Below are 24,490 nucleotides of genomic sequence, written 5' to 3'. Positions count from 1 at the left end.
GCGGCCCGCGTTCAGCCGTGCCGGGCCACGAGGTCCAGCAGCGGCACCCGCGCCCCCAGCCGCACGCAGAGCAGCGCGGTGCCGCTGATCTTGCGCTGGACAAAGATCGTCCCCGGCGGCGGCAGGCACCAGCTTTCCCGGTCGGCAAGGATCGGCGCGGCGAGTTCGCGCAATTCGGCCACGAAGCCGCGGTCGGCAAAGTCGAACAATCCGCCGCGGCTCGCCTCGACATGGGCCAGCAGGACGGCGATCATGGTCCCGATCACCGCGCCGTGCCGCTGGTCCTGCGCGGGCGAAACGAAGCCCGCCGCCACCAGCGCCCCGCGCAGACGCGCCCCGTCGCCCGCCAGCCCGGCCTGCAGCAGCCCGCGATAGGCGGCGGCGGTGTCGGGCGCGACCGGGCGCGTGGCGCCGAAATCCAGCAGGACGATCCGTCCCGTGTCCGCCTGCCAGCGGTAGTTGGCGAAATTGGGATCGGTCTGCATCAGCCCGAAGTCGAACAATTCGCGCAGCACAAGGTCCAGGAGGGCTGCCAGCGCGGCATTGCGCTGGTCCTCGGGGGCGGCCGCAAGGGCCTCGATCGGCGCACCCGGCTGGAAGTCCATCGGCAGGACGCCGGGGCGCAGCAGATCGTCCACCGGGCGCGGCACGGCAAAGCGGGGATCACCTTCCAGCAGCGCGGCATAGCGGCGCATCTGCGCGGCCTCGCGGGCATAGTCGGCTTCCTCGTGCAACTGCCGCCGCGCCTCGGCCAGCAGCGGGCCGGTGTCGAGGCCGGGGGGCAGCAGCCCCGACAGCCGCAGCAGCGTGGCGACATTGTCGATGTCGGCGTCAATGCTGGCCGCAACGCCCGGATACTGGACCTTGACCGCCAGCACCTGCCCCGAGGGCAGGACGGCGCGGTGGACCTGCCCGATCGAGGCTGCAGCAAGCGGGCGTCCCTCGAACCGGGCGAAGCGGCGGCGCCAGTCCGGCCCCCAGGCCCCGGCCAGCACCCCGTCAAGCTGGCGGGGCGGCATGACATGGGCCTCGTCGCGCAGCCGGGCGAGGATCGCGGTCAGTTCCGGCGGCAGCATGTCGCCCGCGTCAAGGGACAGCATCTGCCCCAGCTTCATCGCCGCGCCCCGCATCTGCGAAAGCTGCGCGGTCACCTTGCGGGCATTGGCGGGCGTCAGCAGCAGGTCGGGCAACTGCGGGCGCTCTCCCTTCGCCAGCCGGCGGGCGCCTTCGCCCAGGGCCCCGGCCGCGACGCCGCCGGCGATCCGGCCGAAGCCCGCGAGGCGGGCAAGCCGGGCCGAGGGAACCCGGCGGAAACGGTCGGTCATGGATGAAGCCCTTTGCCCGAGGGGTGCGGGCAGCAGATAGGCACGGGCGGGGGCCGGTGAAAGAACACCTCCGCGGTTTTCGGGCGCGGACCCGTCCCGCAAGGGCCTTGCCCGCGGGCGGGAAAGGGCCATAGCCTCGCTTCTGCGTGACCCTGCGGGCCGCGGCGGGATATTCCTGGCCCCGCCCATGCAACCGAACCGCGGCTTCCGGCTTGAGCCTGAAGGCAACATGAGGTGCGGGACGATGGTGCGACAGCTTCTGGCGACCCTTGCGCTTCTGGTGGCGGCCTCGCAGCCGGCCTTGTCCCAGCAGCCCGCGATGCCGCCCCCCGCCGTGGTGGCGGCCCCCGTCGCCGTCAAGCCGATCGCGGATGCCGAGGTCTTCAGCGGCACGGTCGAGGCGATCGACGCCGTGGACCTGATCGCCCGCGTGCAGGGCTTTCTTGAGGCCGTCGAATTCGACGCGGGCGATTTCGTGGATGAGGGCCAGACCCTGTTCCGCATCGAATCCGCCCCCTATGACGCCGCCGTTGGCGCGGCCGAGGCGCGGGTGGCCCAGGCCCGGGCGCAACTGCTGAACACCGAGCAGCAGCTTGCCCGGCAGGAGGTGCTGGTCCAGCGCAACGTCACCGCCCAGTCGCTGCTGGAGGACGCGCAGGCGACCGAGGCCGCCGCCCGCGCCGCCGTCGCCGTGGCCGAGGCCGACCTGCAGAGCGCCCGCATCCAGCAGGGCTACACCACCATCGCCGCCCCCTTCGCGGGCGAGATCAGCCGCGCCTTTTATTCGCAGGGCGCGCTGGTCGGGCCGACCAGCGGGCCGCTGGCCTCGCTGGTCCAGACCGACCCGATCCGCGTGGTCTTTTCCATCTCGGACCGGCTGCTGATCGAGCTTCGCAGCCAGGAGGCCGAGGGGCAGCACCTGTCGGCGGGCGATCTCGCCTTCCGGGTGATCCTTGCCAATGGCGCGGCCTATCCCTTGGAAGGAAGGCCCGAATACGTGTCCAGCCAGACCGACCCGGCGACCGGCACGGTGCCGGTGCGGCTTGTTCTTGAAAACCCCGACCGCATCCTGATCCCCGGCCAGTTCGTCAGCGTCTCGGTCGGGCCGCGGACCCCGCCCGAACTGCCGGTGGTGCCCCAGCTTGCCACCCTGCAGGACCGCGAGGGGCGCTATGTCTATGTCGTGAACGACGACGGCACCGTGTCGCAGCGCCGCATCCGCACCGCGGCGCAGGTCGGCACCGAGCTTGCCGTGACCGAGGGGCTGTCGGGGGGCGAGACCATTGTCCTGCAGGGCCTGCAGCGGCTGGCCGACGGGATGGCGGTGCAGGTCGCCCCGCAGCAGGCGGTCGTGACCGGCACGGCCGGCGCCGCCGTAACCAGCACCGATGGTGCGAACTGATGTCGCGCTTCTTCATCGACCGGGTCCGCTTCGCCGTCGTCCTGTCGCTGCTGATCTCGATCGTGGGGGCCATCGCGCTGGCGATCCTGCCGGTCCAGCAATATCCCCAGATCACGCCCCCCACGGTCAATGTCATCGCCGCCTATCCCGGCGCCGATGCCGTCACCATTTCCGAGGTCGTGGCCAGCCCCATCGAGACCGCCGTGAACGGCGTCGACGGCATGATCTACATGAGTTCGACCAGTTCCAACGCCGGACTCTACATCCTGTCGATCACCTTCGAGGTCGGCACCGATGTCGATCTGGCGCAGGTGGACGTGCAGAACGCGGTGCAAAGCGCGATGCCGCAACTGCCGACGCCGGTGACGCAGCAGGGGGTGACGGTGAACGCCAGTTCCCCCGACTTCATCCTGGCCATCGCGCTTCTGTCCCCGGACGGCAGCGTGGACGAGCTGGAAATCGCCAACTACGCCTCGACCACGCTTCTGGACCCCATCGCGCGGGTGAACGGGGTCGGGGACACCTCGGTCGTGGGGGCGGCGGAATATTCGATGCGGGTCTGGATGGACCGCCCGCGCATGGATGCGCTGGCGATCCCGCCCGCCGAGGTGATGGCGGCGATCCGGCAGCAGAACATCCAGGCCTCGCTGGGGACAATCGGTGCGCCACCCTCGCCAGGCGGGGTGGACCTGCAATACACCATCGTGGGCGAGGGGCAGTTGTCCGAAGTTCGCGAGTTCGAGAACATCATCATCCGCGAGGGCGCGAACGGCGCCATGATCCGCCTGGGCGACATCGCGCGGGTGGAACTGGGCGCGCAAAGCTACGCCGCGCAGGCCCGTGTCAGCGGGCTGGAAGCCGCGATGATCCAGGTCAACCAGTCGCCCGACGCCAATGCGCTGGACACCCGTGACGCCGTGCTGGCGGAAATGGAGCGGCTGTCGGCCCAGTTCCCGCCCGGCCTTGAATACCAGGTGATCTACGATGCGACGCTGTTCGTCAGTTCCAGCGTCAACCTGATCCTGACAATCCTCGTCGAGGCCTTCATCATCGTCATGGTGATCGTCTTCCTGTTCCTGCAGGACTGGCGGGCGACGGTAGTGGCGGGGGTGGCGATTCCCGTCTCGCTGCTGGGGGCGATGGCGGCGCTGCTGGTGATGGGCTATTCGCTGAACACCATCTCGCTGCTGGCGCTGGTCCTTGCCATCGGGCTTGTCGTCGATGACGCGATCCTTGTCGTCGAAAACGTCCAGCATGTGCTGGAGGAAGACCCGAGCCTGTCGATGCGCGAGGCCGCGCGGCGGGCAATGGACCAGATCACCGCGCCGATCATCTCGACCACCTTCGTGCTGCTGGCGGTGGTGACGCCCACGGCCTTCCTGCCCGGCATCAGCGGCCAGCTTTACCGGCAGTTCGCGGTCACGGTGGGCTTCGGCCTCGCCATCTCGGCGCTGGTGGCGATCACGCTCAGCCCGGCCTTGGCGGCGGTGCTGATGCGTCCGCCGCGGCCGGGGGGCAGCCGCAGCCCCTTGCGCTACGTCGGCCGCTTCATCGACTGGGTGCGGGACGGCTATGGCCGCATCGTCGCCTTCCTGCTGCGGATCTGGATCGTGCCGCTGGGCATCCTCGCCGCCTGCTTCGCGGCGGCGGTGTGGCTTTTCATCAACCTGCCCGCGACCTTCCTGCCCGACGAGGACCAGGGGGCCTTCTTCGTCAACATCCAGTTGCCCGACGCGGCATCCCTGTCGCGCACGCAGGAGGTGCTGGACGAGGTCAACGCCACGCTGGCCGAAACGCCCGGCATCGCCAACACCATCTCGGTGGCGGGCTTCAGCATCCTGCAGGGGACGGTGGTGCCGAACGGCGCCATGGTCGTCGCCTCGCTGATCCCCTGGGAGGAACGGACAAGCGACGAGTTGCAGCTTTCCGCGCTGGTGGGGCAGCTCAACGCCCGGTTCGCGGCGATCCCCGGCGCGGTGATCGGGGTCTTCGCCCCGCCGCCGATCCCCGGCGTGGGCGCGGTCGGCGGCCTCGACCTGCGGCTGCAGGCATTGCAGGGCCAGTCGCCGCAGGAACTGGGCGAGGTGCTGCTGTCCTTCGTTAGCCAGGCCAACCAGGCGCCCGAGATCGGGGGGGTGACCTCGACCTACAGCGCCTCGGTCCCGCAGGTCTTCGTGGAAATCGACCGCACCCGGGCCGAGCGGCTGGGTCTCAGTGTCAGCGACATCTACAACGTGATCGGCACGCATTTCGGATCGGCCTATGTCAACGACTTCACCCTTGGGGGCCGGGTCTTCGACGTGAACCTGTCGGCGGACGCGCCTTACCGCGATACCGCAGACGACATCCTCGACCTGCGGGTGCTGAACGAGGACGGCCGGATGGTGCCGCTGCAGAATGTCGTCACGGTGCATGACGACCTCGGGCCCTACACCGTGCAGCGCTATAACCTGTATCAATCGGCGACGATCAACGGCCAGCCCGCGCCCGGCGTCAGCACCGGCGCCGCCATGGGCGCGGTCGAGCGCATCGCCGCCGAGACCCTGCCCGCGGGCTTCTCGCTCGCCTGGTCGGGGCTGTCGCTGCAGCAGGCGGAAAGCAGCGGCAGCGAGATCGTGGTCTTCGGGATCGCGCTGCTTTTCGCCTATCTGTTCCTTGTCGCGCTTTACGAAAGCTGGATGCTGCCGGTGTCCATCATCCTGTCGCTGGGGGCAGCGGCCTTTGGCGCGATGCTGGCCCTGCGGCTGGTGGGGCTGCCGACCAGCCTTTACGTCCAGATTGCGCTGGTCCTGCTGATCGGGCTTGCGGCCAAGAACGCGATCCTCGTGGTCGAGTTCGCCAAGGACCGCTCGGACGACGGCATGACTCCGCGGCAGGCGGCGGTCAGCGGCTCGGTCGCGCGGTTCCGGGCGGTGCTGATGACCTCGCTGGCGTTCATCTTCGGCGTGCTGCCCTTGGCGCGCTCGGCAGGGGCGGGGGCGGGGTCGCAGAACTCGGTCGGCGTCACGATCATCGGGGGGATGATCGGGATGACGCTGATCGGGATGTTCGTGATCCCGGCGTTGTTCTTCGTGATCCAGACGATGCGCGAATGGTTCCACAGCCGCGGCCGCAAGCAAAGGGACGTGCCGGCGGAATAGCAGCGCCTGCGCTGTTGACGCCGCCCGAGCATCACCTTTCATGGGCCCATGCTGAAGAAAGCCGCCGTCCTTCTGGCCCTTGTGCTGGCGCTGCTGGCCGGCCTGCATCTGGTCTTTCGCCCGCCCCCGCTGGAGGGGCGGATCGCCAGCGCGGCGGTGCAGGCGTCAGTCGGGACGCCGCTTGGCCGGCTGGCGCTGGCAGGACCGGAGGGACAAAGCGGCGTGGTGCCGCTGATCGAGGGGCCGGACGCCTTTGCCGCCCGCGTGGCCCTGATCCGGGCCGCGACGCAGGCGCTCGACGTTCAGTATTACATCTGGCAGCGCGACGCGACAGGCCTGATCCTGCTGGACGAACTGCGGCGCGCGGCCGAACGCGGGGTGCGCGTGCGGCTGCTGCTGGACGACAACGGCATCGCCGGGCTGGACCCCGACCTCGCGGCGCTGGATGCGTTGGCCGGCGTCGAGGTGCGGCTGTTCAACCCCTTCATCCTGCGCCGCCCCAAGGTCCTGGGCTATGCCTTCGACTTCGTGCGGCTGAACCGGCGGATGCACAACAAGTCGCTGACCGCCGATGGCGCCATGAGCATCCTCGGCGGCCGCAACATCGGCGACATCTACTTCGCCTTCGGCGAGGGGGTGCATTACATCGACACCGACGTGCTGGTGGCGGGGCCTGCCGCCCATGCCGTGGGCGCGGATTTCGACCGCTACTGGGCCAGCGGCTCGGCCTATCCGGCGGGGCTGATCCTGCCCGCGCCGCAGGAGGAGGCGCTGGCGCGGCTGGTCGCGGATGCCGATGCCGCCGCGCTTTCGGCCGAGGGGCGGCTTTACGCCGGGCGGCTGGCGCAGTCCAATGTGGTGACGGCGATCGGGACGGGCGGGCAGGTCCTTGAATGGACAAGGGTGGCGCTGGTCAGCGACGACCCGGCCAAGGGGCTGGGGCAGGCGAGGGTGGACGACCTGCTGTTCCCGCAACTGATGGCGCTGCTGGCGGGACCGGGACGCTCGGTCGATCTGGTCTCGGCCTATTTCGTGCCGGGCCGCCGCTTCACCGAGGCGCTGGTCGGGCTGGCGCAGTCCGGCACCCGCGTCCGCATCCTGACCAATTCGCAGAATGCAACCGACGTGATCCTGGTCCATGGCGCCTATGTGAAATACCGTCCCGACCTGCTGGCGGCGGGCGTCGAACTTTACGAGCTGAAGCCCGGCTTCGCCGCCGACCCCGAGGAGGAAGAGCGCGCGCCCATCGGCGGCTCGTCCCGCGCCAGCCTGCATTCCAAGATCATGGCCGTGGACGGGCGCGAGGTCTTCATCGGCTCGTTCAACTTCGACCCCCGGTCCTTCGGGCTGAACACCGAAATGGGCGTGCTGATCGACAGCCCGCGTCTGGCCGCCGGCCTTTCGGGGGCTTTCGCCACCACCTTCCTCGATGCCAGCTACCGCCTGTCCCTGCAGGACGGCGCGCTGGTCTGGGAAGAAACGGTCCGGGGAGATGCCATGCGCCATGAGAAAGAGCCCGGCGCGACCCCGTTCTCGCGGCTTCTGCTGGCGCTGGTGGGGCTGCTGCCGATCGAGTGGCTGCTTTGAGGTTCCCGATCGAGGCAGCCGAGGGGGAGGGGTGCCGGTTCTTCCGGCCGCTGTTCTGTTGGTGCCCAGCCGAGTGGGGAGGATCAAAGTCGCACTCCAAGATAGCGCGTCCCCCAAAGGCGACAAATGTTGCAACCATCCAGAAATGTCACCCTTGCTGGCAATTCAGGAATGTCACCGGGCGCCACGATGCCGGCAGCCGGGCAGGGCGGAGACCTCCGCCATCGCAGCCCTGACCGGCTGCCTTGAGCGGCCGTCGGATCCAGTGCTCCGTCTGGCGTTCAGTTCGTTCTGGCTTCGACCTGCGCTCGACGTGCCTTGACCAGCAGAGGTGTGCGACCAGGTCCGACGGTGCCCTTGGGCTCATAGCGGGTGCGCTGCTTGCCGACGCGCCGCGCCCTGGGCGGGTCCTGGTCCTGCTGGGTCTGGATGAAGGCCAGCACCTCGGTCAGGCGCTTGTTCTCGGTGATCGCGGCGTGGGTGACGCGCTGCTCCTTGTCGAACATCCGGCAGGGCAGGGACACGCCCCTGGCCCGGATCTCCAGCCGGCCGTCCGGGAACTCGTAGGTGTCGACGTATGTGCCGACCAGGCCGAGCGTCAGGTGGTTCGGTTCGAGGATGATGCGCTTCCTGTCGTAGGACAGCGCCAGCTGCTGGCCGACATGGCGTTCGTCGCGCAGGCAGAAGATGTCGCGGAGCCGCTCCGGCTCGACGTTCAGGGGACGGTGCAGATCGTCCGACCGGCGCGGGATGCGGGCGAAGCGGGTATTGAAGGCCGCGATGAAGCCGGGCAGGAACGTATTGCCGGCTGCCATGTCCGCGATCCCGGCAAGCCGCAGTTCCTTGACCAGACGGTCCTGCAGGGTGCGATTGGCGCGCTCGACCCGGCCCTTGGCCTGCGAGGAATTGGCGCAGAGGATCTCGATGTTCAGCTCGTTCAGCGCCCGGCCGAATTGCGTCATGCCATGGCCGCTGCGCGCCTCGGTGCGGTTCACCCGAAACACGCTGTGCTTGTCCGAATAGAAGGCCACGGGCCGGCCGTGCTCCTGAAGGTAGCCCTCCAGCGCATTGAAATAGCTGAAGGTGCTCTCGGAGGCGACAAACCGGAGATGCATGAGCCGGCCGGTCGCATCGTCGATGAACACCAGCAACGTGCAGGCGGGGCCCCGATCCTCGAACCAGCGATGCTCCGAGCCGTCGATCTGGACCAGCTCACCCAGGGCCTCGCGCCGCAGCCGCGGCTGGTGCAGCACCCGCTGCTGCTTGCGCGAGACCCATAAACCGTCTTCGATCATCCATTTGCGCAAGGTCTCGTGCGAGATATGGATGTCATGCAGCTCGGCCAGCTTCTCGGCCGCAAGCGTCGGACCGAAATCGGCATACTGCGTCCGAACGAGTGCCAGCACCTGCTCCCGATGAAGGGCAGACAGGGCGTTGTTCGGCGCACGTCCGCGCGCACGGTGGGCCAGCCCGGCCGGGCCATCCGCCCGAAACCGCGCCAGCAGCCGAAATACCTGCCGCCGGGTCAGGCCGAGCAGGCCGGCGGCGTCTTCAACCCGCAACCGGCCAGTCCCAACCTCCGACAGCACCTCGATCCGGTTCAGCTCGCGTTCGCTCATCACCAGCCATCCCATGTTCGTCCCCCGAGGATCATGCTTCAACCGGGGGAGAGTGACATTCCTGCTTTGCTCAGCGGTGACATTTTAGCTTTGCGCGTATAACAAATGTATTTATAATTTGATTTATGTAACCCCGCGGTCTGCGCCGCTGCACCCCGATCTCGTGGGTGGAGTCCCGCCGCGCCTGTCCTGGCCGGCAATTGCAACCTTGGCGGCGTCCCGATGGGACCGCGGCAGGTCCGATCCGGCTTTCCATCAAGCCCCCAGCATCATCCGCGATCCGCCTTCGGTGCAAGGGATGGCCGGTCAGGGGTCGCCGGCATAGGCGAACCCGGCCGGGGCGCAGTCCCCGAAACCCATGTGGTGGCTGTAGCGGCAGGCCGTCGCCGGGGGATGTTCCGGGAGGGCTGGGTCATGGCTTCTCACGCGGTTCGGCCGGGCGGTGAAGATCCCGCCGGCGCGTCCGTGGCAGGCGGCGTTTGAATTCGTCGTCCCTGCAGGGCGCCGGATCGCCCCCCCGGCATCGGGGCCATCAGTCCATGTCCATGCGCAGATGGGGTCATGGTCTTCTCCTTCAGCCGGCTTCAGGGGCGAGGCAGGTCAGCTCGCAATCTGCCACTTCGGGCCGGTTCACGTCGCCGAAGACCAGGGCCGAGGCGGCGGCCCCGCCCTGAAGGAACGTCAGGCTGCAGAAGCCGAAGCCCCCTCGACCTGCCTTTGCTGCGGGTCCATGCTGCGCCCGCAGGTCGGGTGTTCCCGGGCCGCCGCTTGTCCACCGTCGCTGGGAAAACGATCGTCACGCAAGGGAAACCGCCATGTTCCGCAGCATCCTTGCCGCCGCGCTGCTCCTGTCGGGCACCGCCCCGCAGGCGCTGGAACCCGAGCCGCTGCCGGTTCCGGCCGAAGGGGAACAGTTCTGGGGCCTCGGCTCGACCGGCATCCTCTGCTACCGCCCGCCCTGCCCGTGGCGCGGGGTGTTCCGCATCGACCCCGACGGCACCCGCACCCGTCCGCTGTCGGGCAACGACCTGCCCGAGCCGCCGCCGCTTGAGGCCGGCGCGGGCGACCGCGCAAGGATCGAGGCCGCCTTCGCGGACAGCGGCTGCGTGGTGGCCGAGGGGCATTTCCGGGGCGACACGCTGGTGGTCGCCCGCATCGCCGGCGAATGCCGCGACTGGCTTCCCCGCCCGCCCTCGGAATAGGGCGCCGGGGTCACGGGTGGCGCTTGCGCTTTCCGGTCCCTGCGACCGATCCAGCGGCAGTTCGTCCTGCCGTCCCCCGGCCCGGCGCCCGGCCTATTGCCCCGAGTATTTCTTGCGCATCGCCCGGCCGGTCTCGATCCCGAACCGCCGCGCTTCCGAGGCGAGCCAGGCGTCCGCCCCGGCCTTGCCGTCGCGCTGGACGCGCATCCGGTAGCGGGGCTCAAGCTGGCGCCGGTGTTCCTGCATGATCCGGGCGCCCTCGGCCCGGGCGCGCGCTTCGGCGGCGGGCGACATGGTGCCGGGCCGGGACTTTCCCTGACGCGGCGCAGGAGCCTCGCCCGGGCTGGCCTGCTGCTGCTGATGCGTGCGCAGGTTGTGTTCCAGCATCGTGTCGAGATGGATGCCGAGGTAATCCTGCGCCGTGGCAGGCGCGGCGAGGGTCATGGCGGCCAGCAGGGCCGCGGGGCCGGGCAGGTGCTTCATCGGTCTTCCTCGGGGATTGTGATGGCAGAAGGCTTTGGCATGCGACCGCATCTGGGGCGGCTCCGACAAGTTCCAGGCGGGCCGCGCGTCGCGGAAGGGGGTCTGTCCCACACCGCGGCAGGGGAAGGCATAGGCGGCTCCTTTCCCCCCCGCTCAGCGGTTTTCCAGCCCGTTGTCGCGGCGATGCCGGCGGATCTCGGCGCGGCTGGAATCGACCTTGTCGATCAGGCGGGCAAGGCCCGCGCGGACCTCGGCCAGTTCTGCGGCATGGGCCTCCTTGGAGGTCACGGGGTTCGCATTCGCAGCGTCCCAGTCCAGCGCCCATTCCATTGCCGCGATCCAGTCGTCGGGGTCGCCGGCGATGTATTCGTTGACAGGGCGACCGACCTGCTCGGTCAGCGCCGAGAACAGGGTGCGGTCATTCGCCCCCGCGCCGGGCGCCCCTAGCAGGAAGCGGTAACGGACCTGCCCCGCATACATCCAGTTCGCCGCCTCCTGCCCCCTGCCTTCGGCCAGCAGCCGGGCGGCAAGAACATAAAGCGCCGAAGGGTGCAGCGACCCCGCCTGTTCGACGATCTGCGCCGAGGTCATGCGGTCCAGCGTCTCATCGGCCTGCGCATGGAAGGGCAACAGCAGGCTGCAGACCAGCAGCAGGGCGGCGAACAGGCGTCTCATCGGGCGATTCTTGTGCTTCGCGCATGTGACCCCATGAAAGCGCATAAGCCCGGCCTTGTCTTTACCGCAGAGGGGTTCAGCGCAGGCAACAAGGCACGCGGTCGAGGCTGAGAGCGCCCCGGCTCCGGCGGTTGACGGGGCGCCACCCGATCCGCTCGCAGCCGGTGTCACCGCCGGGCGCCGGAAGGCCGAGGTCGCACAGGAACACCGTCATCGTCCCGGCACCCTGTTGTCGGGTTCTCTTTCAGGACCTTCCCCGCGCAGCCTGCCCCCAGCCTTCTTTCACGACATCCCTCGGACTGCAGGCCCCTGCCGTCCGAGGGCGCGGGGACCATGGACGCCCCCCGACGGGCAGGGCCGGGGCGGGCGAGGAACTCAGCCGCCCGGTTCTTCGTCCATGGATTGACCCGGCCCGCGCCGGAGGCAGCGGAAGCCGATATGGCTGGTGGAACTGTCCGCGGCCTGCGGCTGGCGCGCGGCCGGGCGATAGCGGCGGCAATGGTTCGGGGCGCAGAGATGCGAGCCGCCCTTGACCACCCCGGGACCCGTGGCGCCCCCGTCCGGCGTGCAGCAGGACCGTGCGCCGGGCAGGCGGAACGCGTCGGCCGTCCATTCCCAGACATTGCCGATCATGTCGAAAAGGCCGTAACCGTTCGGGGGAAAGGCCCCCACGGGCGAGGTCCGGGGAAAGCCGTCAAGCGCAAGGTCCTGCCAGGGAAAGGCGCCCTGCCAGATGTTGGCCTGCCAGCGCCCGCCCGGCGCGGGATCGTCGCCCCAGGCATAGGCCGCGCCGTCAAACCCGCCGCGGGCGGCATATTCCCATTCCGTCTCGGTCGGCAGGGCCTTGCCCGCCCAGGCAGCGTAGGCTGCGGCATCCGCATGGGCGACATGGACGACCGGATGATCCTCGCGCCCCGCCAGGCCGCTGCCCGGTCCCTCGGGCCGGTGCCAGCAGGCCCCCGGCACATAGGCCCACCACAGGCGCGGGTCGTCCAGAGGCACCGGACCGGGTGGCGGGCGGAAGACCAGCGAGCCGGGAACCAGCAGCGCCGGATCGGCGCCGGGATAGTCCGCGAGGTCCGGCGCCCGCTCGGCCAGGGTGACATGGCCGGTGGCGGCCACGAAGCGGGCGAAAGCGGCGTTGGTGACGGGGGTGCGGTCGATCCGGAAGCCGGCAACGGTGACGCGGCGGACCGGCCGCTCCTCGGGGTAGAAATCATCCGACCCCATCAGGAAGCTGCCGCCGGGGATGAAGGCGCAGCCCAAGCGATCCCCCGCCTCCAGCGCAGCCCCGGCCGGATCGGCCATGCGCCGCCTCACCGGGGCGTCACGGTCCCGAACTGCCGGTTCCACCCTGTCCACCCTGCCCGTCCGCGTTCCCCTGACCGCCGGCGTCATCGTCCATCTGGATGGTGTAATCCTGGGTAAAGGGTCGGCTGAGCAGAAGCACGACCAGCATCGTTCCGGTCAGCAGCAGCGAAAGCCAGATCATCCCCAGCCCGCAGATGATCCCGATAGCGCCCGAGGCCCAGATCGAGGTGGCCGAGCCTGCGCCATAGACGGTGTAATCCTCGCGGAACAGGGTGCCTGCGGCGATGAAGCCGATGCCGGTCATGACCGCCTGCAGCACCCGTGTCGGGTCCACCGAGATCGTGTCATCGACGGCGCGATAGGCGAATTCGATGGTTCCCACCGTCAGCGCGCAGGATGCCAGCGCGATGATGACAAAGGGGCGGAAGTCGATGGGCTTTTTCCGCAGGAACCGTTCCAGCCCCAGCGCCAGTGACAGGACCAGCGCCGCCCCCATCCGCAGGACCGCGTCCGCCCATGCGAGGTGATCGGGGCTGAAGGTGTCAGGCTGCATGGCGGTCGAACGCAGGGCGCGCGCGCCTTGTTCCGGCTGGCCCGCCTGCTGCGGGTTCAGCGGTCGTCGCCGGTCTCTGCCCTTCCCGGCCGGGCGATGGCCTCGGTCACGGCCTGCCGGGTCGGGTCGCCCAGGTTCTCGGTGGCGGGGAAGATCCCGACCTTGTCGCGGACCCCGATCTTGCGGGTGCGGCGAAGCTGGGCCACCGCGTTCCCGCCCAGCTCGGACAGGAGCAGCAGGCTGCCCGCCGCCTCGACCCGCCGGGCATAGCCGTCGATTACCTCGATCAGCGTGGCGCCCGGTTCGTGGCGGCGCATTGGCCAGCTTGTTGTCCGTGCCAGGGTCGAAGCCGACGATGGTGGGGATCTGGCTCAGCGAAACCGAGACTCCGGCGACCGCATCCTTGCGAAGATTGCGGGCCACGGGGTCAGCCGGCGTCGGCCGGGGCGAACATCGCCGGGTCGAAGGGCCGCAGGTCCTCGCCCAGCTCGCGCGCGACCAGCTCGTGCAGCTTGCGGGTCATCTCGGCCAGCGCCTGCGCGTCGTGGCGCGGGTGGGCGGGGTCGGCCACGCTCTCCGTCTCGCCCGGGTCGTTGATGAGATCGTAAAGGCCCACATCGCTGCACGCCCGCAGTTCCTCGACCGAAGCGGGGTTGCCGTACTCGTCGGGGCTGAACCAGCGCACGATCTTCCAGCACCCGTCAGTCAGGCTGCGGTGGAAGTTGCGCTTGCCGAAATCGGGCGCGCCGTATTCGGCGCCGACCTCGGGAATGCGGGCCAGCCATTCGTCGGGCGTCATCACGCCGCCCTGCAGGTCGGTCAGTTGCGCCAGCGCCCCGGTCAGCGCCCAGTCGTTGTCCAGCGCGTGCAGCGTGTCCCATGTCGTCAGCGCGCCGCTGCCCGGCTGCTCGGCGCTGCCGCGGGGACCCGCGCTTTCGGGCGCCGTCGTCAAGGGACGCAGCGAGCGGCCGGGAAGGTCGGGATAGTCGGCGCGCAGCCGCTCCTCGGGGACGCCGGCGTAATCGAGGCATGTCGGCACCAGGTCCAGAAGCGAGCCGATGGCCTCGGTCCGCGCCCCCCGCCGGCCCTGCGGATCGCGGATGATCAGGGGCACGACCTGGGCCTCGTCAAAGGTGATGCCGCCCTTCTGGGTCATGTTGTGGGCGCCGTTCATCTCGCCGTGATCGCCGGTATAGATGACCACGGTGTCGTCCCAGCCGCTGACCCGGTCCATCGCCTGCAGCACCTTGTCGAACTGCATGTCCACCAGCCGCATGCAGTTCAGCAGGTAGTTGCGCTGCTTCAGCCACAGGTCGGTGCGATCCTCGGGGATATGGCCGAAATGGATGCGCAGGTATTCGTAATAGGCCGCGACCCCCGGAGGATGCTTGTCCTGTTCATAGGCGTGATTGTCGGGCATGGCGACGTCCCATTCCTTCTGGAAGAAGGGACTTTGCTGGATCGGATGCTGGCTGGCCGAGGCGAAGCCCGCATCCAGCCCGCCGATGCCCTTGTCGGGAACCACGAACATGACGTCATGCGGGTTGATCAGGCTGACCACCAGCGCCCAGGGCTGGTCGAGCGTCGGGGCGCGGTGTTCCAGCCAGTCCACCGCTTCTTCGGCGACGCTGGTGTCGAGCTGCGCGCCCTGCAGGGGGCCGCCGAACATGTCGCCCCATTCCTGGGTGTCGGACCAGCCGAAATCCTCCAGAGGATGCGGCTTGCGGTCCAGCCTGGACAGGTGCCACTTGCCCTTGAAGGCGGTGTAATAACCCTGCCCGCGCAGCATGTCGCCGAGGGTCGGGATGTCTGGGTCCATCCCCTTCGTCAGCCAAGCGTAGTTGGTGTTGTCCCACATGTCGATCTTCTTGGCGTGCTGCCCCGTCCACATGGTCGCGCGCGAGGGCGTGCAGATCGGCACCGTGCAATAGGCCCGGTTGAAGGCCACGCCTTCCCTGTGCAGCCGCCGCCAGGCGGGCAGCGGCAGGTCGTCGGGGACCGGCATGTGGGCCTGCCACTGGTCCTCGACCAGGATCAGCAGGTTCGGCTTGCGGGCGGTGTCGGACATGGGGCGGACCTTTCAGGCGGGATGGGCGGGCAAAGGGTTATCGGCCCGGCTTGGGGCGGCCGGGGGTCGTGGTGAAGCCGGGGGCGTCGCGGCTCAGCACGCGGGCGAGCGCCGGCAGCAGGATGATGCCCAAGGTGTTGACCATGGTGATGATAGCCAGCACTTCGGGGGCGGCGCCGAAGTTCTGGACCGCGATGATCATGGTCGCCGCCGTGTTCCGCCACCCCGACCCAAGCGCGCTCACGTCTTCCAGGTCGTCGCGGTCGCTGCGGCCGCCGGCGAGATAGCCGATGCCGAACATGGCCGCGATGAAGACCAGCCCCATCAGCATCGCACCCTCGCCGACCATGCCCATGACCTCGGGCAGGTTGCCGAGGATGGTCGTGCCGATCGTCAGATAAAGCGCGATGTTGCCGATCCTGGCAACCCAGGGCTGGATGCGGGGAAACCGGCGCCGCATCGGGGCCTGCGGCAAAGGCCCGCCCTGCCCCGCCGCCATGACCGATGCGGGCCACGTTGACGATCCGGCCCCAGCCGCGTTTCAGCATCCCTGGCGCAAAGGCGCGGAACAGGTGAAAGCCCCCCATCAGGTCCATGGTGGCGCGCCACTGCTTCCCGGTCATGTCCAGAAAGGGCGTGTAGAGCCGGGGGCAAGCGCAGCCCGCCCACGAGGTTGACAAGGATGTCCACCGGACCCAGCGCCCGCGCGGCCAGGGTCTCGTCGAGCCGCCGCCCCGGGATGTCGGCCAGCGCCGTCCCGCGGTCCCGTCCGCGACCAGCCGGCCGATGACGGTTCGGCCCAAAGGCCGGTCACGACGGCAATGCGGCGGGCAGGCCAGTCCATCTCCTCGCGCAGCATCCTGCACAGCGCGAATTTCTGGATCTTGCCCGAGGCGGTGGGTCGAGGCCATGGTGAAGGCGATGCCCTCGTCCTGCACCATCCGCCGCTTCAGCCGCTTGTCCCACATATCGAACAGGATGAACCGCGCCCCGAGGCAGATCGGCATCAGAAGGCCATGCCGGAAGCCGGTCTGGTGGTCCATGGGCGCGGCCATGGCGATCGCCTCCCGGCCTGTCAGCCCCGGCCGTTCCGGACAGGGGATGAGGTTCGGATACATGGTGTTCGAGGTGTGCATCACCCCCTTGGATTCCCCGGTCGTGCGGCTGATGTAAATCACCTGGTTCGCGTCATCGGGGCCGGGATGGCTGGCACTCACGATCCGCTGCAGGTCGGGGTCGTCGGAACCGGGGTTGGCGAGCAGCTTGTCGAAGGTGTTCTCGCCATCGGCCTTGTTGACGACGACATGGCGCAGGTCGGGAAGCTGGGGCTTCATCCCCTCGGCCATCGCCTCGTGGTCGAAGTTGCGAAGTCCTTGGGAACGATGAAGACCTTGGACTCGCGGTGGCCCAGCATCAAGGACAGTTCATGCTCGCGGAAGATCGGCATCACCGGGTTGAACACCACGCCGATCCGCGCGCAGCCGGGATAGGTCACGACGAACTGCCAGCTGTCGGGCAACTGGCAGGTCACTACGTCGTTGCGCCCGACGCCGAGCCGCGTCAGTCCACGGATCCGGTCCAGTTCCGCGGCGTCGAAAACGGTCCCGGACATGATGCCTTTTCCTTGGCAGATCGGAAAGGGGGGCCGCCCGGCGGGACGGCCCCCGCAGGATTCAGCCCCTGCGCATGTAGTGCTTGCGGAAGTCCGGCTTGCGCTTTTCCTTGAAGGCGAGGCCGCCCTCCTTCGCCTCGTCGGTGTCGTAATACAGGCTCAGCGCATACATCCCCATGCCCGCGATGCCGCGCTGGTGTTCGGTGTCCATGTTGAAGGACCGCTTGGCGATGGCGATGGCGGTGGGCGATTTTTCCAGGATCTCGGCGCACCAGCGATCGACCTCGGCGTCAAGCTGGTCGTCGGGAACGACGGCGTTGACAAGGCCCATCTCCAGCGCCTGATGCGCCTTGTAGCGGCGGCACAGATACCACATCTCGCGCGCCTTCTTCTCGCCCACGACGCGGGCGAGAAAGGCGGTGCCATAGCCCGGATCGACGGATCCGACCCTGGGGCCGACCTGCCCGAACTGCGCGCTTTCACCCGCGATGGTGAAGTCGCAGATGGTGCAAAGCACGTTGCCGCCGCCGATGGCATAGCCGCGCACCTTGGCGATCACGGGCTTAGGCACGTCGCGGATGATGGAATGCAGGTCCTCCATGGGCAGGCCGATGGTGCCGCGCCCGTCATATTGCCCTTCGTGCGCGGACTGGTCGCCGCCGCTGCAGAAGGCGCGTTCACCCGCGCCTGTCAGCACGATCACGCCCACCTCGCGGTCCCATCCGGCGCGGTTGAAGGCGTGGATGATTTCCTCGACCGTCCGGCCGCGAAAGGCGTTCATCTTGTCGGGGCGGTTGATGGTGATGGTGGCGACCCCGTGCGTCTTGTCGAACAGGATGTCTTCATAGGTCATGTCGGTCATGATGGTTCCTTTTCAGCCGTGCATCGTCAGGCCGCCGGACACCGAGATCACCTGTCCGGTGAAAGGCGTCGCCGGAGGCGAAGAACAGGATCGCGCCCGGCAGGTCCTCGGGACAGCCGAAGACCCCAGGCGAGCGGCGTCGGACACCACGCCGACCATCCGCCCTGCCCCGACCACCCCGAAGAATACCGCCATCGACGCGCTGACCGCAGGGTTGCGGAACCGGCCGTTCTGCCGGCTCTGCCAGACCGCGAACCTGCTGAACAAGACCGGCAGCCGCGCGCTCGCGGATCATGGCGTCACCACTCGGCAATGGGCGATCCTCGGCGCCCTGGCCGGTCCGCGCAGCCAGGGCGGCATCCCGGTGGGCGATCTTGCCGGGCTGCTGATGGTCAGCCGCCAGAACCTGACGGGGATGCTGTCGCGGCTGGAAGCCCGCGGCCTCATCACCCGCACGGTGGACAAGCGCGGCAAGCGGTCCCGCTTGATTCGCATGACCCGGGAAGGGCGGCAGAGATGGGCCGCCATGCAGCCGCGGATCAACGCCTTCCACGCGGCCGCGCTGGCGGGCTTCTCGAATCCCGATACCAACGCCGCGATGCATCATCTTGAAAACCTGCGGCAGAATTTCGTCGCGCTGGAGCGCGCACGGGGCGGGGGCGGATGAGGACTGACCGGCTGCGATCAAGACAAGCAAGTGTTGCAACCGGAAGATGCCCAACAGGTCGTTCAGGACGCCGATCCTGACCGTCATCCCCTGCACCATCGCCGGCCCCGCCCCAGCAGGATAGCGGCCGCGATCACGAGCTTTCCGAGTCCAGCCAGCAAATTACATCCTCCCCGATGTGATTGCCTTTTCCTCCCCCCGGCCGGACGGGCCGGGACGAGGCAGACGGCAAGGCAGGGACAGGATATGTAAAAACATCTTGCCATTCATCAGGTGTGAAGACCATTGGTCCGGCCGCGCGCAAGCTCCTGCGGACTGGTGCGGCGATTCGTCGGTCTTGATTTGATTTGACCTTCAAACTATATTTCAGGCCATGTCCGACCCTCTTGCCCTTCGTGCCCGCTTCGGGCTTCGTTTCTCGCTGCTCGCCCGGCGGTGGCGCCGGGTGCTGGATGCCCGGCTTGCACAGGTGGGGCTGACCGACGCCACCTGGGTGCCGCTGGTGCATCTGAAGGAAAGCGGCGGCGGCATCACCCAGAAAGACCTTGCGGCGCGGGTCGGCGTCGATGGGTCCAGCCTCGTGCGGGTGATCGACATCCTGTCGCGCGAAGGACTGGTCGAAAGGCGCCGGGACGAGACCGATGGCCGGGCCCGGCTGGTCCACCTGACCAGGCGCGGCGAGCAGCGGCTGGCCGGTATCCGGCGCGAACTGGCCAAAGCCGAGGAAGCCATGCTGGCGGACCTGTCGGACCCCGAGATCGCCGCCATGCTGGCCCATCTGGAAACCATCGAACGGCGCATTACGACCCTTGAACGCGCCGGGACCAAGGACGCCGCCGAATGAGCCGCCGCCCTCCAAGCCGCCGGCAGGTCATGCGGCACCTGCTGCATCCCCGCAATCTTCGCGGCAGCCTGACGCTGTCGCCGCAGCCGTCGCTGCGCAACGCGGCGCTGGCCGGGCTGCAGGCGGCGGTCGCGGCGGCGATCGCCCTGCCCCTCACCCTTGTCTCGCCCTGGCCGCACCTGATCGGCTTTGTCGCGCTGGGGGTGCTGGTCGCCCTGTTCGGCCGCTTCGCCCCGCCGCGCAGCCGCAACCCGATCCTGCTGCAATGCGCCCTGTGGCAGAGCCTCGCGGTCTTCGGGATGTCGATGGCCGTCTGGCTCGGGGCCTCCGCCGCGGGCCAGCTTGCGCTTCTGGCCTTCGCCTGCGGGTTCTTCTTCCTTGTCTGCGTGACCGGCCGCTTCGGGGCGCCGGGGCCGCTGATCTTCGTCTTTGCCGTGGGCGCCTCGATGGCCGACAGCCTGACGCTGGCGCAGGTGCTGGAACGCACCGCCGCGACCGCGGCCGCCGCCGCCTTCTCATGGGCGGTCTGCGCGGCCAGCGAGGCGCTGCGCCACCCGCCCCGCCCCGGCCGGCCCTTTCCGGCCGAGCCGGCGCGGCCTTTGCCGCACCGGCTGATGGCTGCGGCGCGCATCACCGCGGGCACGGCACTGGCGGCTTACGCCAGCCATGCCCTTGGCGCGAACCATCCAGCCTGGGCCGCGATGGGGACGCTGGCGGTCATGCAGGGCACCCATCTGCATATCAGCATGAACCGGGCGCTGCAGCGGATGGCGGGCACGGTGGCGGGGGCGCTGCTGGCCTGGGCCTTCCTGATCCAGAACCCCACGGCCTGGGCGGTCATCGCGGCGCTGGTCCTGCTGCAGTTCGTGACCGAGGTGGTCATCGGCGCGAATTACGGGCTGGGGCAGGTGCTGGTCACGCCCATGGCGCTGCTGATGACCCATCTGGCCGCCCCCCATGCTGCCGGGGCTGCCATGGCACCCGAGCGGGTGCTGGACACCCTGCTGGGCGCGACGATCGGCATCTGCCTGGCAGTGGTGCTGTCAAGCCTCGACGACCGCCGGCACCTGGCCGGGCAGCGCGACGCCCGGCCCTGAGCCGGGGCTTGCCTTGCGCCGCCCGCGTCCGGCAGACCGGCGGCGGGGCGATCCGGCCCCGGCCCGAGGGCAGCGCATGATCATCTCTCACCGGCACCGCTATGTGTTCGTCCATATCCCCAAGACCGGGGGCACCTCGCTGACGCTTGCGCTGGAACGCCGGCTCGGGCCGCAGGACATCGTGCTGTCGGACACTCCGAAGGGCCTGAAGCGGCGGCGGCGGGTCAGGGGCGTGGCCGCCCGCGGGCGGTTGTGGAAGCATTCGACCCTCGCCGACATCGAGGGGCTGGTCGATCCGGCGATCTTTTCCGGCTACCTGCTGGTCACGCTGGCGCGCAACCCCTGGGCGCGGGCGGTCAGCTACCACCGCTGGCTGCGGCTGCAGAGCTTCGAGAACCCGGCCGTGACGCTGGCCAAGGCGCTCGATTTTCCCGATTTCCTGCGCCAGCCGCTGATCCTGTCGCACATGGCGGTGCCGGTCCGGCATTACCTGACCGACGCACGGGGGCAGGAACATCCCGCCCTGATCCTGCGGCTGGACGACCCCGGCCCCGGCCTGGCCGAACTGGAAGCGCACCTGGGCTTTCCGCCCGGCCCCCTGCCGCGCAGCAATGCCTCGGGTCCGCCCGGCGTGGACTGGCGCGGCAGCCATGACGCCGAAACCCGCGCGCTCATTGCGGCGGCGGCGGCCGAGGACATCGCCCGCTTCGGCTGGAGCTTCGACGGCTGAGGCAAGGCGCCCTGCCCCTGCAGCCGCAGGAAGGCCTCCTTCCCGGGATGCGCGACGGCTTTCCGCCTTTCCGGCAGGTCACGGGTCTTCGGGCGCGATCAGTTCGACCTTGGGGAAATAGCCCGCATAGCGACTGCGGTCGCGGGTCAGCAGGCGGTAGCCCCGGATGGCGGCATGGGCGCCGATGTAGAAATCCGGCAGCGGAGAGCGCCGGGCACCGCCCCGGCGGCGGTAGGCGACAAAGACCTTGCCGGCAAGGAAGCCCGCCGCCCAAGGCAGGGGTTCGCGGGCGAAGACCTCTTCGGGCAAGGCCGCGTCCAGCGTCTCGATGCGGCTATGGGCCACCGAAACCTCGGCATAGATCAGCGGGTTGATGACCAGCCGCGCCCCCTGCCCTTCCCGCGCCAGCGCCCCGGCCGACCATGCGGCCCATTGGGGATCGTCGGTGGCGATGTCGATCAGGATGTTGGAATCGACCAGGACCGGCGTCATCCGCGGGTCAGGGCCATGATCTCGTCCGTTGTCATCCCCGCATCGGCGCTGCCCCTGAGCCGGGCGATGGCTTGGCGCACCGCCTGCCCCCGGTCCTCGCGCAGCCGGTCGGAAGGGATCACCCGCACCAGCCCGTCATCGCCCATCAGAAAATCGACCTCGGTTCCCGGATGGAAGCCTGCGGCCTCCCTGATCGGCTGCGGAATCGTGACCTGACCCTTGATGGTGATGCGCATGATGGTTCCCCCTGCCAGTATTACCAAGGGTAATGCCTTGTCAGGGCTTGTGCAAGCTAAAGGAAATGCCTTCATTCACAGCGGTTTAACAAATTGCCAATTGGCAATTTCCAGTCGGGAAGCGGCGTTGCCAGTTGGCAATTTCCCGTCAGCCGAACCTTTCGGCAAGGAAGCGGTCGAGTTCCGCCCGCAAGGTCGGCTCGTCGATGTCGCGATCGAACTGCAGTGTCACCTCACGCCCCCGCTCACGGACCCGCAGCTTGGCCGATGGGGCCGCGACCTTGGCGGCAGGCGCCGTTGCCGCCTTCAGCCGTGCGAGGACGCGGGGAACGGGGACAGGGGCCCCCTGCCCGGCCCGCGCCCGATCCTGTTCGGCGGCGATTGCCGTGGCCTCGGCCAGCACGCGGTCTTCGGCATCCGAAAGCAGGGGCCGCAGCGTGCGGGCGTGCAGTTCTTTCAGATCGGTGATCTGCGGCCAGGCGCGGACAACGACCTCGGGCAGCCGGGCAAGATACAGATAGCGCGACAACCACGCCTCCGAGACCTCCAGCCGCGCCGCCATCGCCTTCTGCTTGCCGCCGTAGTAAAGATCCAAGGCGCGGGCGTAGTCACGGGCGCGTTCGTAATCCGACAGGTCCGCACGGTCCCGGTTCTCGATGTCGGCGAGGCGAAAGGCTTCCTCGTCGGTCAGATCGCGGACCTCGACCAGATAGCGGAACTGCGGATAGTTGTTGGCCCTGAGCCACGAGATCGCGAAATGTCGGCGGGCGCCACAGATCACCTCGTATTCCGCGCCGTCGCCCGAACGGCGGCGGACGATGGCCGGGAACTCCTGCTGCCCCTGCGCGCGGATGCTGTCTATCAGCTCGCGGCAGTTGGTTTCGTTCAGCAGGTCATAGGCGCGGTTGTGGCGTTCCCACATCACGCAGGTGGCGGGATCGACCCAGCGCAGCACCTTTTCCTCGCGCGTGCCGCTATCGGCCAGCGCGTTCGAGCGCTTGAGGAAACGGGTCCCGCCCTTTTCCGCGGTGGGAGCCGGGTCATCCATGTCACGCAGCAGGTCGTCGAAGATCGCGTCGTGGCGCTTGCTCACAGCAGTCCCTCCTTGCGCAGATCGCGGTGGTGGCTGGGCCAGGTCTTGCGGGCCAGCAACTCGACCTCGCGCCCTACGGCGTCCAGATAAGCACGGCAGCGCTTGTGCGTCTCGGTCCGCGTGGCCGCGCCGGTCATTTCATAGACCGTCATCAGGTTGGCGCTGGCGTTGTCGATCTCGGCGCTGTCCTTCAGCACCGCCATCAGCATGTCCTGCGCAAAGACCGCGTCCATCATCCGCTTGATCGCCTGATGCGCCGATTTCTGCTCGTTCATCTTCGAGGTCAGGATCTTGACGAAGCTGTACTGCCGCTCGCCCCCGTGGCGCGAGAGTTCCGCCAGCGTCGCCTCTAGCATCTTGAGGAAATGCGCGGTCGAGGCGAAGTCGATGTTGTTCGGCGGCGCAGGCACCAAGAGCGCGTTCGCCGCGCGCAGCACCGACAAGGACAGCATCCCAAGGGCAGGCGGCGGATCCAGCAGGATGATATCGAACTGGTCCGCGATGCTGTCGACCCCTTCGCGCAACCGGTCGAGGATGAAGGCCGGGTCACGCGCCATCCGGGCCGCGAATTCATATTCCGCATCGTAAAGGCCAAGGTTCGCCGGGATGATCGCGATCCCCGGCCAGTAGGTCGCGCGCAGCGCGTAATGCAGCGTCTTGGGGCCGCCATGGCGCAGGAAGGGATAAAGCGTGTCTTCCTCCTCATCCACGTCCACGTCGGGGTTCAGCCCGAAGACGGCGGTGCTGGAGGCCTGGCTGTCGCAGTCAATGATGCAGACGCGATAGCCCTTGAGCGCGAAATACTGCGCCAGATGGGTGACGACCGTAGATTTCCCCACGCCGCCCTTGAAGTTCTGCACGGCCAGGACCAGCGGCGGGTCGTCGGGGGCGCGATGCGGCAGGGTGCCGAAGACCTCGCGCATCCGGGCGATGTCGGCCAGCGAATAGCCGCGGCGACGGCCGGTGTCCTCGTCCTTGTCGGGGGATGGCAGGCGGCCGTCGCCCTCGGCATCGCGGATCGCCTTTTCGGACCGCCCGACCATCTCGGCTGCGGTGCGGACATTGAAGCGCAAGTCCAGCTGCTTCTGCGTGCCGGGGGCGAAGACCCGCTCGCGCAGCCGCTCGATCACGGTGGCGGCGCGGCGGCTGAGGACGGAAAGTTCGTCCAGTGCTACGGGAGGTAGAACGCTGTCCATGATCCTGTTCCTTGCTGTGCAGGCGACCATGCACCGGCAGGGTATCGGGGTAAAGTTCGGTCTTTCAAGTGTGGAGCCTTCAGGAACCGTAACATGTGCCTCTTGGGTCCAAGACTGAACCTTCGTGCCTTTCAGTCGTGTTGTCAGCACGTGAGAGGGGTCAGGCGTCCCAATTTGTAAGGTCTTCAAGAGCCAGTGGTCCAACTGCTCTTAAATCCTGTGGATAAGAAACCCCTCCCTTGTTCTGGATTCTTCTTGTTCTCTGTTCATAGCCTATAATTATTTGAAATTAATAA

The 24,490-nt window shown here is 68.5% G+C and carries 23 protein-coding genes and 1 pseudogene; 8 read left to right on the top strand and 16 right to left on the bottom strand.

Annotation, left to right across the window (positions count from 1 at the left end; genetic code table 11):
* Window positions 1-11: 11 nt before the first annotated feature.
* On the bottom strand, window positions 12-1,325 hold the full coding sequence (locus JGR78_RS17575) for an AarF/ABC1/UbiB kinase family protein (RefSeq protein WP_200559552.1): 1,314 nt from the start codon (window positions 1,323-1,325) through the stop codon (window positions 12-14).
* 244 nt (window positions 1,326-1,569) lie between these two features.
* Between JGR78_RS17575 and JGR78_RS17570 the strand changes: the two genes are divergently transcribed.
* The 3 genes from JGR78_RS17570 to JGR78_RS17560 are packed head-to-tail and all read left to right on the top strand — an operon-like array spanning window position 1,570 to window position 7,454.
* Window positions 1,570-2,727 carry an efflux RND transporter periplasmic adaptor subunit gene (locus JGR78_RS17570; RefSeq protein ID WP_200559591.1) on the top strand — a complete coding sequence of 386 codons (1,158 nt, stop codon included), beginning with the start codon at window positions 1,570-1,572 and terminating at the stop codon, window positions 2,725-2,727.
* Complete coding sequence (locus JGR78_RS17565; protein ID WP_234450993.1) at window positions 2,727-5,867, top strand: efflux RND transporter permease subunit; 3,141 nt, start codon at window positions 2,727-2,729, stop codon at window positions 5,865-5,867. Before JGR78_RS17570 ends, JGR78_RS17565 begins: the two co-directional genes overlap by 1 nt.
* A 48-nt stretch (window positions 5,868-5,915) precedes the next feature.
* The gene (locus JGR78_RS17560; RefSeq protein WP_200559589.1) at window positions 5,916-7,454 is read left to right on the top strand and encodes a phosphatidylserine/phosphatidylglycerophosphate/cardiolipin synthase family protein; all 1,539 of its coding nucleotides are present in this window, start codon (window positions 5,916-5,918) and stop codon (window positions 7,452-7,454) included.
* Between the two features lie 281 nt (window positions 7,455-7,735).
* On the opposite strand, the gene JGR78_RS17555 is transcribed toward JGR78_RS17560, so the two are convergent.
* Window positions 7,736-9,088, bottom strand: coding sequence for an ISNCY family transposase (locus tag JGR78_RS17555; protein ID WP_200559425.1), 1,353 nt, complete (start codon window positions 9,086-9,088; stop codon window positions 7,736-7,738).
* A gap of 800 nt (window positions 9,089-9,888) precedes the next feature.
* On the opposite strand from JGR78_RS17555, the gene JGR78_RS17550 reads away from it, so the two are divergent.
* Window positions 9,889-10,275 carry a hypothetical protein gene (locus JGR78_RS17550; RefSeq protein ID WP_200559587.1) on the top strand — a complete coding sequence of 129 codons (387 nt, stop codon included), beginning with the start codon at window positions 9,889-9,891 and terminating at the stop codon, window positions 10,273-10,275.
* Window positions 10,276-10,368: 93 nt separating this feature from the next.
* On the opposite strand, the gene JGR78_RS17545 is transcribed toward JGR78_RS17550, so the two are convergent.
* The 10 genes and pseudogenes from JGR78_RS17545 to badI form a co-directional block, all read right to left on the bottom strand.
* On the bottom strand, window positions 10,369-10,758 hold the full coding sequence (locus JGR78_RS17545; protein ID WP_200559586.1) for a hypothetical protein: 390 nt from the start codon (window positions 10,756-10,758) through the stop codon (window positions 10,369-10,371).
* A gap of 153 nt (window positions 10,759-10,911) precedes the next feature.
* Window positions 10,912-11,433 carry a hypothetical protein gene (locus JGR78_RS17540; RefSeq protein ID WP_200559585.1) on the bottom strand — a complete coding sequence of 174 codons (522 nt, stop codon included), beginning with the start codon at window positions 11,431-11,433 and terminating at the stop codon, window positions 10,912-10,914.
* 375 nt (window positions 11,434-11,808) lie between these two features.
* Window positions 11,809-12,741, bottom strand: coding sequence for a formylglycine-generating enzyme family protein (locus JGR78_RS17535; RefSeq protein WP_200559584.1), 933 nt, complete (start codon window positions 12,739-12,741; stop codon window positions 11,809-11,811).
* Window positions 12,742-12,760: 19 nt separating this feature from the next.
* On the bottom strand, window positions 12,761-13,297 hold the full coding sequence (locus JGR78_RS17530) for an MgtC/SapB family protein (RefSeq protein ID WP_182793035.1): 537 nt from the start codon (window positions 13,295-13,297) through the stop codon (window positions 12,761-12,763).
* A 56-nt stretch (window positions 13,298-13,353) separates the two neighbouring features.
* Complete coding sequence (locus tag JGR78_RS17525; protein WP_200559583.1) at window positions 13,354-13,614, bottom strand: hypothetical protein; 261 nt, start codon at window positions 13,612-13,614, stop codon at window positions 13,354-13,356.
* Window positions 13,615-13,724: 110 nt separating this feature from the next.
* On the bottom strand, window positions 13,725-15,365 hold the full coding sequence (locus tag JGR78_RS17520; protein ID WP_200559582.1) for a sulfatase-like hydrolase/transferase: 1,641 nt from the start codon (window positions 15,363-15,365) through the stop codon (window positions 13,725-13,727).
* Window positions 15,366-15,402: 37 nt separating this feature from the next.
* Complete coding sequence (locus JGR78_RS18325; RefSeq protein WP_234450992.1) at window positions 15,403-15,825, bottom strand: hypothetical protein; 423 nt, start codon at window positions 15,823-15,825, stop codon at window positions 15,403-15,405.
* Between the two features lie 505 nt (window positions 15,826-16,330).
* Window positions 16,331-16,699: pseudogene (locus tag JGR78_RS18480) on the bottom strand (AMP-binding protein); the annotation flags it as partial.
* Entirely contained in the window at window positions 16,696-16,977 is a 282-nt protein-coding gene (locus JGR78_RS17510) for an AMP-binding protein (RefSeq protein ID WP_200559580.1), read from the bottom strand. The pseudogene JGR78_RS18480 and the gene JGR78_RS17510, both read right to left, overlap by 4 nt.
* 61 nt (window positions 16,978-17,038) lie before the next feature.
* Complete coding sequence (gene badI / locus JGR78_RS17505; protein WP_200559598.1) at window positions 17,039-17,830, bottom strand: 2-ketocyclohexanecarboxyl-CoA hydrolase; 792 nt, start codon at window positions 17,828-17,830, stop codon at window positions 17,039-17,041.
* A gap of 7 nt (window positions 17,831-17,837) precedes the next feature.
* Here badI and JGR78_RS17500 point away from each other — a divergent pair, with 7 nt between their 5' ends.
* The 4 genes from JGR78_RS17500 (at window position 17,838) to JGR78_RS17485 (ending at window position 21,177) form a co-directional block, all read left to right on the top strand.
* A complete protein-coding gene (locus JGR78_RS17500) occupies window positions 17,838-18,506 on the top strand; it encodes a MarR family winged helix-turn-helix transcriptional regulator (protein ID WP_234450991.1) in 669 nt (222 codons plus the stop codon).
* 373 nt (window positions 18,507-18,879) lie between these two features.
* Entirely contained in the window at window positions 18,880-19,350 is a 471-nt protein-coding gene (locus JGR78_RS17495) for a MarR family winged helix-turn-helix transcriptional regulator (protein ID WP_200559579.1), read from the top strand.
* Window positions 19,347-20,447, top strand: a complete 1,101-nt coding sequence (locus JGR78_RS17490; RefSeq protein ID WP_234450990.1) for an FUSC family protein — start codon at window positions 19,347-19,349, stop codon at window positions 20,445-20,447. The genes JGR78_RS17495 and JGR78_RS17490 overlap by 4 nt, the downstream gene beginning before the upstream one ends.
* A gap of 76 nt (window positions 20,448-20,523) precedes the next feature.
* Window positions 20,524-21,177, top strand: coding sequence for a sulfotransferase family 2 domain-containing protein (locus tag JGR78_RS17485; protein WP_182793042.1), 654 nt, complete (start codon window positions 20,524-20,526; stop codon window positions 21,175-21,177).
* A 78-nt stretch (window positions 21,178-21,255) separates the two neighbouring features.
* Here JGR78_RS17485 and JGR78_RS17480 read toward each other — a convergent pair whose 3' ends face one another.
* The 4 genes from JGR78_RS17480 to JGR78_RS17465 form a co-directional block, all read right to left on the bottom strand.
* Window positions 21,256-21,669 (bottom strand): type II toxin-antitoxin system VapC family toxin, encoded by a 414-nt coding sequence (locus tag JGR78_RS17480; protein WP_182793043.1) that lies wholly within the window; start codon window positions 21,667-21,669, stop codon window positions 21,256-21,258.
* Window positions 21,666-21,905 (bottom strand): AbrB/MazE/SpoVT family DNA-binding domain-containing protein, encoded by a 240-nt coding sequence (locus JGR78_RS17475; protein WP_200559578.1) that lies wholly within the window; start codon window positions 21,903-21,905, stop codon window positions 21,666-21,668. Before JGR78_RS17475 ends, JGR78_RS17480 begins: the two co-directional genes overlap by 4 nt.
* A gap of 148 nt (window positions 21,906-22,053) precedes the next feature.
* Complete coding sequence (locus JGR78_RS17470; RefSeq protein WP_234450989.1) at window positions 22,054-22,998, bottom strand: ParB/RepB/Spo0J family partition protein; 945 nt, start codon at window positions 22,996-22,998, stop codon at window positions 22,054-22,056.
* Window positions 22,995-24,194, bottom strand: a complete 1,200-nt coding sequence (locus tag JGR78_RS17465; RefSeq protein ID WP_200559577.1) for an AAA family ATPase — start codon at window positions 24,192-24,194, stop codon at window positions 22,995-22,997. Before JGR78_RS17465 ends, JGR78_RS17470 begins: the two co-directional genes overlap by 4 nt.
* Window positions 24,195-24,490: the final 296 nt, after the last annotated feature.

The organism is Paracoccus sp. MC1862 (assembly GCF_016617715.1).
GTDB lineage: Bacteria > Pseudomonadota > Alphaproteobacteria > Rhodobacterales > Rhodobacteraceae > Paracoccus.
This window is presented reverse-complemented; position numbering and strand designations above follow the sequence as displayed.